An 11470-nucleotide genomic window follows, 5' to 3' on the forward strand; every position below is an offset into this window, starting at 1 on the left:
GTTATGAGTTTTTACGATTTACAAATCGCCACACTGCAGGAAGAGATGTTCCAGCGATTGCGATCTTCAATGCTTCTCCAACGATAAAAGGTGTTAACCCAGCCGAGATTGTCCAGCTCCAACTTTGACCTGTGTATTGATGCAACCACACAAGACCAAATGAAAATGTAATTACAGTTCCGATAAGCATTGAAGGCAGTGCTGTTAGAAACTTTTGATCTAAACGAAAACGTGCAAACTGTCCCAACACAAATGTTGCAACAAGCATTCCAACTAAGTAACCACCTGTTGCACCAACCAAGCGATCTAAACCATGTCCGCTATTTGCAAACACTGGTGCGCCTGCAATTCCTGCAAGCATGTACACAGCAAATGTTGTGAAGCCCAGTGTTGAACCGTAAGCAGTTCCTAGAACAAGAACTCCAAGTGTTTGACCGGTAACAGGAACTGGTGATCCCGGAACAGGAATCGCAATCTGTGCCAAAGCAGCTAGTCCAAGTACTCCGCTAACCACCAAAACAGCGTTGGAAAGAGCTGTAGTGCGGGGGATGAGCGATGAACGTAGCGAGGTAGCAGATAGCGACATTGGATTCCCTTCAAGCGACTTAAGTTGTGGATGAGCCTACTTCAAGGGAGAATGCACCTATGTCCCGCGCTAATCTCAACAAGGATCCCGATGAGGTCGCGGCAATGTTTGATGGGGTCGCCAAGCGGTATGACCTCGTCAATGATCTTTTGAGCTTGGGCCGGACCAAGGCCTGGCGTAAAGCGGCCACAAAGATCATCGCCCCCAAGCCCGGAATGGTGATCTTGGATCTGGCTGCAGGGCCAGGATCTTCTTCTGAGCCCCTTTTCAAGGCTGGGGCCACCGTATTTGCCACCGATTTCAGTGAGGGAATGCTGGCTCAGGGACGAAAGGTCCGCCCATATCTCAACTTTTCCAAGGCCGATGCCCTGAATCTGCCCTTTGAAGCGGATAAGTTTGATGTTGTCACCATCTCGTACGGCCTTCGTAACACCGTGGATTTTGATAAGGCGCTGGCCGAAGCCCGCCGCGTGACCAAGCCAGGCGGAAGAATGGTGGTTGTCGAGTTCAGCCACCCAACCTGGCGTCCGTTTCGCACCATTTATACCGAATATCTAATGCGCCTACTTCCAACTATTGCGAAGAGGACCGCCTCAAACCCTGATGCCTATATCTACCTGGCTGAATCGATCAGAGCATGGCCAGATCAGGCGGCGCTCGCGGCACGGATGGAAAAGGCGGGCTGGACCGGGGTCACTTGGAAAAACCTGACCTTTGGCATTGTTGCAGTTCACAGTGGGATTAAGGGCTAGCGGTCACTGGCACAGCCCATTCGACCTTAAGATTTCGACCGTGATATCCACATCAAATCCATACATTCCAATTTTGGTGATAGGCGCGATCGGCTTTGGCTTCGCAGCCTTCTCAGTTGTTGCGGGTGCGCTCGCAGGTCCAGCACGTTACAACCGTGCAAAGCTCGATGCCTATGAATGTGGAATCGAACCTTCACCGCAAGCAGCAGAGGGTGGTCGTTTCCCAGTTAAGTACTTCTTAACCGCGATGCTCTTCATCATCTTTGATATTGAAATCGTTTTCCTTTACCCATGGGCAGTTTCATTTGATGCCCTTGGTTTATTTGGTTTGGTTGAAATGGCAATCTTCATTGCAACAGTTTTTGTTGCATATGCATACGTTTGGCGCCGCGGCGGATTGGAATGGGACTAAGCAATGGGTCTTGAAGAAAAAATCCCGAGTGGTTTTCTATTAACCACAGTTGAAAAACTTGCAGGTTACATGCGCAAGAACTCGCTTTGGCCAGCAACATTTGGTCTTGCATGTTGCGCAATTGAAATGATGGCTGTTGGTTCAGCTGCTAAATATGACATTGCACGTTTTGGTAGTGAAGTTTTCCGCGCATCTCCACGCCAAGCAGATTTAATGATCGTTGCTGGTCGCGTATCAAACAAGATGGCGCCGGTACTTCGTCAGATTTACGATCAAATGTCAGCACCAAAGTGGGTTTTAGCGATGGGTGCATGTGCATCTTCAGGCGGAATGTTCAACAACTACGCCATTGTTCAAGGCGTAGATCACGTTGTTCCAGTAGATATTTATCTTCCGGGTTGCCCACCACGCCCAGAAATGTTGCTTGATGCAATTATCAAATTGCAGGAACAAATCAATGACACAAAGCTTGGTGCAAACCGTGCACAGATCATCAAGGAAGTTGAACTTGCAGCAATGAATGCAAAGCCAACTCACGAGATGAAGGGTCTTCTCGCATAATGACTGAAGGCATGTTTGGCGCGCAAGGCACCGGAGATACATCTGGTTACGGTGGGTTAGTCCGAAAAGTAGCTACTCCAGGCTCATCAGAACGCCCATATGGCAGTTACTTTGATGAGGTTGCTGATGATCTAGAGCGTGCATACCCAGAGTTTTCAGATGCAATTGAACGCGTTGTTGTTGATCGCGGCGAATTAACTTTGCATGTAAAGCGCGAAAAGCTAGTTGAAGTTGCATTGATTTTGCGTGACAAGTTGAAGTTTGAAATGTGCATGGGTGTTAATGGAGTTCACTACCCAGAACAAACCGGTCGCGAACTTCACGCTGTTTACCCATTGCTTTCATTAACTAAGAATCAACGAGTTCGTTTGGAAGTTTCAGTTCCAGATGGCGATGCACATATTCCATCTGTCGTTGAAGTGTGGGCAGGCAACAACTGGCACGAACGCGAAACTTTTGACATGTTCGGAATTATTTTTGATGGCCACCCAGGTCTTACTCGCATCTTGATGCCAGATGACTGGGAAGGTCACCCACAGCGTAAGGATTACGCACTTGGTGGAATTGCTGTCGAATACAAGGGTGCAACAACACCGCCTCCTAGTGAAAGAAGGAGTTACAAGTGACAACTTTTGATCCATACGCACCTTCACGTGAAACCACTGAAGGAAAAGTTTTCTCTGTTACTGGTGGTGACTGGGATTCACTAGTTCAAGACATCGGCGCAACTAAAGAAGAGCGCGTTGTTGTAAACATGGGTCCTCAGCACCCATCAACTCACGGTGTGCTTCGTTTAGTTCTCGAACTTGAAGGCGAAACAATTACTGAAGCTCGTGCTGGTATTGGTTACCTTCACACAGGTATCGAAAAGAATATGGAGTACCGCAGCTGGACTCAGGGAACAACATTTGTAACTCGAATGGATTACCTGGGACCTCTTCACAATGAAACTGCATACTGCTTAGCTGTTGAAAAGCTTTTGGGAATTACAAATGATGTCCCAGAGCGTGCATCTGTTATTCGCGTAATGATGATGGAGCTCAACCGAATTTCTTCACACATGGTTGCGTTGGGTACAGGAGCACTTGAATTAGGTGCAATTAGCCCTATGTTCTTTGCTTTCCGTGAGCGTGAAACAGTGCTTGAGATCTTTGAAATGATCACAGGACTTCGCATGAACATGGCGTACATCCGTCCAGGTGGAGTTCAGCAAGATCTTCCTGCAGGTGCTTACACAAAGATTCGCGAAGCTGTGAAGTTGATGCGCAAGAACTTCAAAGAAAATTCAACTCTTCTTATTGGTAACTCAATCTGGATGAAGCGCACACAAGGTATTGGTTACTTGGATCTTGCAGGATGTACAACTCTTGGAATTACTGGACCTGTACTTCGCTCAACTGGACTGCCTTGGGATCTTCGTAAGGTTCAACCATATTGCGGTTACGAAAACTACAACTTTGATGTTGTAACTGCTGATACTTGCGATGTTTACGGACGCTTCTTAATTCGCATGAATGAATTAGAGCAATCACTTCGCATTGTTGAACAGTGTGTAGACAAGCTAGAAAAACTTGAAGGAGCTCCAGTAATGGTTGCTGACAAGAAGATCGCTTGGCCTGCACAACTTGCACTTGGTGGCGATGGACTTGGTAACTCACTTGATCACATTCGTCAGATCATGGGTACATCAATGGAGTCATTGATTCACCACTTCAAACTTGTTACTGAAGGTTTCCATGTTCCTGCAGGTCAGGCATATGTAGCCATCGAATCTCCTCGTGGAGAACTTGGCGCTTCAGTCGTTTCAGATGGAGGAACTCGTCCTTACCGAGTTCACTTCCGCGAACCATCTTTCAACAACTTGCAAGCAACTGCAGCAATGAGTGAAGGCGGCATGGTTGCCGACATCATCGGCGCTGTTGCTTCAATCGATCCAGTTATGGGAGGCGTTGATCGCTAATGGCATTTTCAACTGAAGATCTCCAGGTAATGGATTCAATTATTAAGCGTTACCCACGCTCTCGTTCTGCAATCATGCCTTTGCTGCACTTTGTGCAATCAAAAGCAGGTTACGTAACTAATGAAGGCATCGAAGTAATTGCAAAGCTACTTCAGCTAGAAGCCGCTGAAGTTACTGCTGTATCTACTTTTTACACTCAGTACAAGCCATCTCCGGTAGGTGAGTATCACGTTGGTGTTTGCACAAATACTTTGTGTGCAGTTATGGGTGGAGACGCAATCTTTGATTCACTCAAGGATCACCTTGGTATTGGTAATGATGAAGTTACAGCTGATGGAAAAGTTTCGCTTGAACATATCGAGTGCAACGCTGCATGTGATTACGCACCTGTTGTTATGGCTAACTGGGAGTTCTACGACAACCAAACAGTTGAGTCTGCAAAAGAGTTAGTTGATTCAATGCGTGCAGGAAATCCAAAGCCACCAACACGTGGTCCAAACCGTTTGGTTACTTGGAAAGAAGCTTCAGCTGTTCTTGCAGGATTAAATGACGGACTGGCTCACGAAGGTGTGCAAGCTGGCGAACCATCACTACTTGGTTTGAAACTTTCGAAAGAGGGCAAGTAATGACAAAGCTAGCGCCAGTACTTTCTGCGCATTGGGATGAGAAGGATTCATTCACACTTGAGGCTTACAAGCGTCATGGTGGATACACAGCATCTGCGAAGGCGCTTGCGATGGATCCAGATGCGGTCATTCAACTTGTAAAGGATTCAGGACTTCGTGGTCGTGGCGGCGCAGGCTTCCCAACCGGAATGAAGTGGGGATTTATTCCTCAAGGCGATAACAAGGATCACTACCTTGTTGTTAACGCTGATGAATCAGAGCCAGGAACTTGTAAGGACATGCCATTACTTATGGCGAACCCACACGTTCTTGTTGAAGGTTGCATCATCGCGTGCCACGCAATTCGTGCAAAGCATGCATTTATTTATATTCGCGGTGAAGTGACACATGTTGCTCGCCGCCTGAACCAAGCAATTGCTGATGCGTATGCAGCAGGAATTCTTGGAAATGGAATTGATGTAGTTCTACACATTGGTGCAGGCGCTTACATCTGTGGTGAAGAAACAGCACTTCTTGATTCACTCGAAGGCTTCCGCGGACAACCGCGCTTGCGCCCACCATTCCCAGCTATTGCGGGACTTTATGCACGCCCAACAGTTGTAAATAATGTTGAATCAATTGCAGCAGTTCCTGCAATCGTCGCTAACGGCGCAGATTGGTACCAATCAATGGGAACCGAAAAGAGCAAGGGAACAACCTTGTACTCATTGTCAGGACATGTTGCTAACCCAGGACAGTTTGAAGCGCCACTAGGAATCACACTTCGCGAAATTCTTGATCTTGCTGGTGGAGTTCGCCCAGGACATACCTTGAAGTTCTGGACACCTGGTGGATCATCGACACCACTATTTACTGCAGAGCATCTTGATGTGCCTTTGGATTACGAAGGCGTTGCAGCAGCTGGTTCGATGCTTGGAACAAAAGCACTTCAAATTTTTGATGAAACAACTTGTGTTGTTCGCGCAGTATTGCGTTGGACTGAGTTCTACAAGCACGAGTCATGTGGAAAGTGCACACCGTGTCGTGAAGGTACCTGGTGGTTGGTACAAATTCTGCGCGATCTAGAAGCAGGTAAGGGAACAGAAGCAGATCTTGCGAAGTTGCTTGATCTTTGCGACAACATCATGGGCCGTTCATTCTGTGCACTTGGTGATGGAGCAACAAGCCCAATTACATCTTCAATCAAATACTTCCGTGACGAATACATCGCACACGTAACAAATGGTTCATGCCCATTTGATCCTGTTGCTTCAACTCTTTTTGCAGGGGCAGGTGCGTAATGACTACTGAAGTTGTAGACATGATCACCGTTGTTATCGATGGTTTTGAAGTTTCAGTTCCAAAGGGAACTCTTGTTATTCGCGCAGCAGAACAACTTGGAATTCAGATTCCTCGTTTCTGTGATCACCCACTACTAAGCCCAGTTGGTGCATGCCGTCAGTGCTTAGTTGATATTGAAATTAACGGTCGCGCATTTCCAAAGCCACAGGCATCTTGCACAATTCCAGTTGAGCCAGGAATGATCGTAAAGACTCAATTAACCTCACCTGTCGCTGAAAAAGCACAACGTGGAGTTATGGAGCTTCTGCTTGTAAACCACCCACTTGATTGCCCAGTGTGCGATAAGGGTGGCGAGTGTCCATTGCAGAACCAAGCAATGAGCACAGGTCAAGGTTCATCACGCTTTGAAGGCGTAAAGCGCACCTTTGAAAAGCCAATCAATATCTCATCACAGGTATTGCTAGACCGCGAACGTTGCGTTTTATGTGCACGTTGCACCCGCTTCTCAGAGCAGATCGCAGGCGATCCATTCATTACATTGAATGAGCGCGGTGCATTGCAACAAGTTGGTATTTACGAGAACCAACCATTTGAATCTTATTTCTCTGGAAACACAGTTCAGATCTGTCCAGTAGGAGCACTTACTGGCGCTGCATACCGTTTCCGTGCACGTCCATTTGATTTAGTATCAACACCATCTGCATGTGAACACTGTGCATCTGGTTGCGATATGCGTACTGATGTTCGTCGCGGAAAGACTTTACGTCGTCTTGCCGGTGATGATGCATCAGTAAATGAAGAATGGAACTGCGACAAGGGTCGCTGGGCATTTAAGTATGTAACTTCTGTTAATCGCTTGAAGACACCAATGGTGCGCAATGCAGCTGGTGTTCTTGAAGAAGCATCATGGCCAGAAGCACTTGCGGTTGCTGCAGCTGGATTAAAGGCTGCAAAGTCAGCTGTTCTTGTTGGCGGTCGTACAACATATGAAGATGCATATGGTTACAGCAAGTTTGCTCGACTAGCTCTTGGTACAAATGACATTGATTTCCGTTCACGTGTTTCATCTGATGAAGAGCGTGAATTCATCGCTGCTCGTGTGGTTGGTTCATCAACAACTTATCGCGATATTGATAAGGCAGATCAAGTTCTTCTCGTTGGTTTCGAGCCAGAAGAAGAGTCACCAATTGTTTTCTTGCGCCTGCATAAGCAGTTCCGCAAGCGTGCTTTAAAGGTTGTTTCTATTGGTTCTAAGGAATCAATCGGCGTAGACAAGCTAAAGGCAGAGTTTGTAAAGGTTGCTCCTGGACAGGAAGCAGCAGCGATTGCAGCGCAATCACTTACAAATAACTCTGTAATTCTTGTCGGAGAACGTGCAGCTGAAAGTGCAGGAGCATTAAGTGCTGTTGCCGCTCTTGCTGATTCAACTGGTGCAAAGCTTGCATGGATTCCTCGTCGCGCAGGTGAGCGTGGAGCAATTGAAGCTGGCGCAATCGGAAATCTTTTGCCTGGTGGACGTCCAGTAACTGATGCAGCAGCTCGAGTTGATATCGCTGCTGTTTGGAACACTGATTCACTTCCAACTGAAATTGGTCGCAGCACTTCACAAATTATTGAAGCTGTTCATGCAGGACAGATCGGTGCGCTTGTAGTTGGAGGCGTTGATCCACTTGATGCTGACAACAGCCAAGCAGCACTTGCTGCACTTGATAAGGCATTTGTTGTGTCACTTGAAATTGCAACTAGTGCGGTCACAGATCGTGCAAATGTTGTCTTGCCAGTTGCAGCAGTAACTGAAAAGTCTGGTTCATTCCTTAACTGGGAAGGCCGTGCACGTTCATTTGATTCTGCGGTAAGTGATTCATTAAATCGCAGTGATCTTCGCATCCTTTCCATGATCGCTGAAGAAATGGGAATCTCAATTAATTTGGGAACTGTTACAGCAGCAACCAAGGAGCTGGCATCTCTTGGTAACTGGGATGGCGCACGCCTTTCTTTGAACAAGGTTTCAGCAGCAGCGCAACCTTCATTGAATGCAGATCAAGCGATCATCACTTCATGGCGTCGTTTGCTTGATCTTGGAACTTTGCAGCAAGGCGAAGAAAACCTTGCTGGAACAGCTCGCCGCACAGTTGCTGTGATCTCACCAAAGCGTGCGCAGGCACTTGGTGTTGTAGATGGCGATCAGTTAAAGATTTCAACAGCGTTGGGTTCAGTAACACTTTCAGCTCTGGTTGAAAATATTCATGATGATGCAGTCTGGGCTCCACGTAACTCACGCGGTTCTCAACTCTTGGTAAACCTAGGCGTCGCACATGGCGCAGTAGTTACGGTGGTGAAGGCATGACAACTGCACAACTCATTGGAGCAGATCCAGGTTGGCTCATCGCAGTAAAAGCGTTGATCGTCTTCATTCTCTGCGTTCTGTTAACACTTATGTCTGTCTGGGGAGAACGCCGCATTGTTGGTCGTATGCAGCAACGTCCTGGTCCAAACCGCGTTGGTCCATTTGGATTAATTCAGGCACTTGCGGACGGAGTGAAGTTGGCGCTGAAGGAAGACATCATTCCAACAGCTGCAGACAAAGTTGTTTTCGTTCTTGCACCAATCATCAGTGCAACTACATGTTTCATGTCATTCGCAGTAATTCCAATTACTGGCGAGGTCACAATGTTTGGTCACAAGACTGCAATGCAGCTAACTGATATTCCAGTTGGCGTTTTGTACATTCTTGCGATCGCATCAGTTGGTGTTTACGGAATTGTTTTAGCTGGTTGGTCTTCAGGATCTACCTACCCACTACTTGGTGGACTTCGTTCAAGCGCTCAAGTAATTTCATATGAAATCGCAATGGGACTTTCACTTGTAGCGGTCTTCATTTACGCAGGATCTATGTCTACATCTGACATCGTGGCTGCGCAGTCTTCATGGTGGTACGCAATTGTTTTGTTCCCATCATTTGCTATCTACGCAATTTCAATGGTTGGCGAAACAAACCGAGCACCATTTGACCTTGCAGAAGCAGAAGGTGAGCTTGTTGGCGGATTCCACACTGAATACTCATCACTGAAGTTCGCACTGTTCTTCCTTGCTGAATATGTAAACATTATCGCTGTTTCAGCGCTTGCTACAACATTGTTCCTAGGTGGTTACCACGCACTTCCAGGCCTTGGATTTACTGAAGCTTGGCTAGGCGGCTGGTTCACAGCGATCTGGTTCTTCTTAAAGGTTCTTACATTCTTCTTTGTATTTGTATGGTTGCGCGGAACTCTTCCTCGTCTCCGTTACGACCAGTTCATGCAGTTTGGCTGGAAGGTTTTGATCCCAGTTTCAATCTTGTGGATCTTGGTCGTTGCGACACTTCGCGTGCTTTCACTTCAGAACGCACCTAAGGCTGTTGTTATCGCTTTTGCAAGCACCATCGTCTTCATCATCATGGCGGTGAATGTCGGCTTTGAAAATGCAAAGAAAAAGAAGGCACTTGCTGTTGCTGATGGCGACAATAAAACTGCACCAAAGTTTGCGGTGCCTTCTTTGCCAATGGAAGTTTCAACTATCAATGTTTCACAGAAGGTAGGGGGCGACCGTGGCTGAAAACCTAGAGCCGTTAAAGCCAAAGGATCTTGGCATTAACGATGTTGAATTTTACGAAGTAGAACAGACACCATCAGTTGGCTTCATGGGCCACATGAAGGGTTTCTGGATCACCTTCCGCACAATGTTTAAGAAGCCATTAACAGTTGAGTATCCAGAAGTTAAAGCTCCAACTGAAGAACGTTTTCATGGTCGTCACCAACTCAATCGCCACCCAGATGGATTAGAAAAGTGCATTGGTTGCGAACTATGTGCTTGGGCTTGTCCTGCAGATGCGATTTATGTTGAAGGCGAAACAAACACCGAAGAGAATCGCATGTCTCCTGGTGAGCGTTACGGCAAGGTGTATCAGATCAATTATCTACGCTGTGTTTTCTGTGGACTTTGCATCGAAGCCTGCCCAACTCGCGCGCTAACAATGACAAATGAGTACGAGCTTGCAGATGACTCTCGTGCGAAGTTGATCTTTGAAAAGCAGGATTTATTGGCTCCTTTACGCCAAGGAATGCTGATGCCTCCACACCCAATGTATCCAGATATGAATGACACCAACTATTACAACGGTGATGTTAAGGAAGCGCACCCTTCACAGGACGTGCAAAAATGATGCAATTAGCTATTCAGGTTGGTCAAACCGCTAAGCCAGAAGCAGTAATGTTTTGGATTCTTGGTCCATTAGCTGTTGCTGCCGCTCTAGGAATGTTGCTGGTTAAGAAGGCTGTTCACTCAGCGATTTTGATGGCGTATGTAATGATCGTTTTGGCGATCTTCTACATCGCACAAGATGCGTTGTTCCTAGGAATTGTGCAGGTTGTTGTTTATACCGGCGCTGTAATGATGCTGTTCTTGTTTATTTTGATGTTAGTCGGTGTTGATTCATCGGATTCACTTACTGAAACAATTCGCGGACTTCGTCCAATCGCAATCACCGCAGCTATCGGTTTCGGTGGCTTGATGGTTTCACTACTTGGTCGCGCATCAATTGGTCGCAACGCAGTTGGATTATCTGCGGCAAATGCTGATGGAAATGTTCAAGGGCTAGCGCAGCTTCTATTCAGCACTTATGTATGGCCATTTGAAGTTGTATCTGCACTTCTTATTACCGCTGCACTTGGTGCGATGGTTCTTGCACACCACCATCACAAGTCGGATTTCCGACCAACACAGCGTCAGCTTTCAATTAATCGTTTCCGTGGTGAGTCACTAGGAAGCGCAGCTGGTCTGCCTGGTCCTGGCGTGTACGCACGTCACAACGCGGTAGATGTTCCAGCGCTTCTTCCAGATGGAACTCCTGCACCAACATCAGTTAACGCCAGCCTTGAAGCTCGTGGTGACATGTTGGATTACAAGAAATTTGATCTTGCCGAAGTCAATACCAAGGTGGAGGAGGAGAAGTAATGAACGCTGCAAATTACCTATATATCTCAGCACTTCTCTTCACTATCGGAGCGGTCGGAGTAGTTGTTCGCCGTAACGCGATTGTGGTCTTCATGTGCATCGAATTGATGCTCAACGCTGCAAACCTTTCATTTGTAACTTTTTCACGAATCAATGGCGATCTCAACGGACAGGTAATGGCCTTCTTCACGATGGTCGTTGCTGCTTGCGAAGTTGTAGTTGGCCTTGCAATTATCGTGACGATTTATCGTTCACGCCGATCAGCATCTGTTGATGATGCTAGTTTGTTGAAGCGATAAC

General features: G+C 46.8%; 13 protein-coding genes. 12 read left to right on the plus strand and 1 reads right to left on the minus strand.

Translation table 11 applies throughout. The features are described 5' to 3' along the window. Position 1 precedes the first annotated feature (1 nt). Entirely contained in the window at positions 2-586 is a 585-nt protein-coding gene (locus tag AC8GFU_RS00735) for a biotin transporter BioY (RefSeq protein ID WP_506626605.1), read from the minus strand. A 59-nt stretch (positions 587-645) separates the two neighbouring features. Between AC8GFU_RS00735 and AC8GFU_RS00740 the strand changes: the two genes are divergently transcribed. From AC8GFU_RS00740 to nuoK, 12 genes are all read left to right on the plus strand, one after another. Continuing rightward, on the plus strand, positions 646-1338 hold the full coding sequence (locus tag AC8GFU_RS00740; protein ID WP_506626606.1) for a demethylmenaquinone methyltransferase: 693 nt from the start codon (positions 646-648) through the stop codon (positions 1336-1338). Between the two features lie 40 nt (positions 1339-1378). Then, positions 1379-1750, plus strand: a complete 372-nt coding sequence (locus AC8GFU_RS00745) for an NADH-quinone oxidoreductase subunit A (protein ID WP_506626607.1) — start codon at positions 1379-1381, stop codon at positions 1748-1750. 3 nt (positions 1751-1753) lie between these two features. Then, positions 1754-2311: a NuoB/complex I 20 kDa subunit family protein gene (locus AC8GFU_RS00750; protein WP_506626608.1), complete on the plus strand. Its 558-nt coding sequence runs from the start codon at positions 1754-1756 to the stop codon at positions 2309-2311. After that, positions 2311-2937 carry an NADH-quinone oxidoreductase subunit C gene (locus tag AC8GFU_RS00755; protein WP_506626609.1) on the plus strand — a complete coding sequence of 209 codons (627 nt, stop codon included), beginning with the start codon at positions 2311-2313 and terminating at the stop codon, positions 2935-2937. The genes AC8GFU_RS00750 and AC8GFU_RS00755 overlap by 1 nt, the downstream gene beginning before the upstream one ends. Further along, a complete protein-coding gene (locus tag AC8GFU_RS00760; protein ID WP_506626610.1) occupies positions 2934-4271 on the plus strand; it encodes an NADH-quinone oxidoreductase subunit D in 1338 nt (445 codons plus the stop codon). The genes AC8GFU_RS00755 and AC8GFU_RS00760 overlap by 4 nt, the downstream gene beginning before the upstream one ends. Then, positions 4271-4897: an NADH-quinone oxidoreductase subunit NuoE gene (nuoE, locus tag AC8GFU_RS00765; RefSeq protein ID WP_506626611.1), complete on the plus strand. Its 627-nt coding sequence runs from the start codon at positions 4271-4273 to the stop codon at positions 4895-4897. Before AC8GFU_RS00760 ends, nuoE begins: the two co-directional genes overlap by 1 nt. Then, positions 4897-6177, plus strand: a complete 1281-nt coding sequence (gene nuoF, locus AC8GFU_RS00770; RefSeq protein ID WP_506626612.1) for an NADH-quinone oxidoreductase subunit NuoF — start codon at positions 4897-4899, stop codon at positions 6175-6177. The genes nuoE and nuoF overlap by 1 nt, the downstream gene beginning before the upstream one ends. Further along, positions 6177-8525, plus strand: a complete 2349-nt coding sequence (locus tag AC8GFU_RS00775) for an NADH-quinone oxidoreductase subunit G (RefSeq protein ID WP_506626613.1) — start codon at positions 6177-6179, stop codon at positions 8523-8525. Before nuoF ends, AC8GFU_RS00775 begins: the two co-directional genes overlap by 1 nt. Next, the gene (nuoH, locus tag AC8GFU_RS00780) at positions 8522-9772 is read left to right on the plus strand and encodes an NADH-quinone oxidoreductase subunit NuoH (RefSeq protein ID WP_506626614.1); all 1251 of its coding nucleotides are present in this window, start codon (positions 8522-8524) and stop codon (positions 9770-9772) included. Before AC8GFU_RS00775 ends, nuoH begins: the two co-directional genes overlap by 4 nt. An 85-nt stretch (positions 9773-9857) precedes the next feature. Beyond that, complete coding sequence (gene nuoI / locus AC8GFU_RS00785) at positions 9858-10379, plus strand: NADH-quinone oxidoreductase subunit NuoI (protein WP_506627159.1); 522 nt, start codon at positions 9858-9860, stop codon at positions 10377-10379. Then, on the plus strand, positions 10376-11170 hold the full coding sequence (locus AC8GFU_RS00790; protein ID WP_506626615.1) for an NADH-quinone oxidoreductase subunit J: 795 nt from the start codon (positions 10376-10378) through the stop codon (positions 11168-11170). Before nuoI ends, AC8GFU_RS00790 begins: the two co-directional genes overlap by 4 nt. Then, entirely contained in the window at positions 11170-11469 is a 300-nt protein-coding gene (gene nuoK / locus AC8GFU_RS00795) for an NADH-quinone oxidoreductase subunit NuoK (RefSeq protein ID WP_506626616.1), read from the plus strand. The genes AC8GFU_RS00790 and nuoK overlap by 1 nt, the downstream gene beginning before the upstream one ends. Position 11470: the final 1 nt, after the last annotated feature.

The organism is Planktophila warneckei (SeqCode) (assembly GCF_965234675.1).
Classification (GTDB): domain Bacteria; phylum Actinomycetota; class Actinomycetes; order Nanopelagicales; family Nanopelagicaceae; genus Planktophila; species Planktophila warneckei.

Coding starts and splice junctions, on each gene's coding strand:
- AC8GFU_RS00790 (WP_506626615.1), top strand. CDS start 10,376: ATGATGCAATTAGCTATTCAGGTTGGTCAAACCGCTAAGCCAGAAGCA.
- AC8GFU_RS00755 (WP_506626609.1), top strand. CDS start 2,311: ATGACTGAAGGCATGTTTGGCGCGCAAGGCACCGGAGATACATCTGGT.
- AC8GFU_RS00750 (WP_506626608.1), top strand. CDS start 1,754: ATGGGTCTTGAAGAAAAAATCCCGAGTGGTTTTCTATTAACCACAGTT.
- nuoH (WP_506626614.1), top strand. CDS start 8,522: ATGACAACTGCACAACTCATTGGAGCAGATCCAGGTTGGCTCATCGCA.
- AC8GFU_RS00740 (WP_506626606.1), top strand. CDS start 646: ATGTCCCGCGCTAATCTCAACAAGGATCCCGATGAGGTCGCGGCAATG.
- nuoF (WP_506626612.1), top strand. CDS start 4,897: ATGACAAAGCTAGCGCCAGTACTTTCTGCGCATTGGGATGAGAAGGAT.
- nuoI (WP_506627159.1), top strand. CDS start 9,858: ATGGGCCACATGAAGGGTTTCTGGATCACCTTCCGCACAATGTTTAAG.
- nuoK (WP_506626616.1), top strand. CDS start 11,170: ATGAACGCTGCAAATTACCTATATATCTCAGCACTTCTCTTCACTATC.
- nuoE (WP_506626611.1), top strand. CDS start 4,271: ATGGCATTTTCAACTGAAGATCTCCAGGTAATGGATTCAATTATTAAG.
- AC8GFU_RS00775 (WP_506626613.1), top strand. CDS start 6,177: ATGACTACTGAAGTTGTAGACATGATCACCGTTGTTATCGATGGTTTT.
- AC8GFU_RS00735 (WP_506626605.1), bottom strand. CDS start 586: ATGTCGCTATCTGCTACCTCGCTACGTTCATCGCTCATCCCCCGCACT.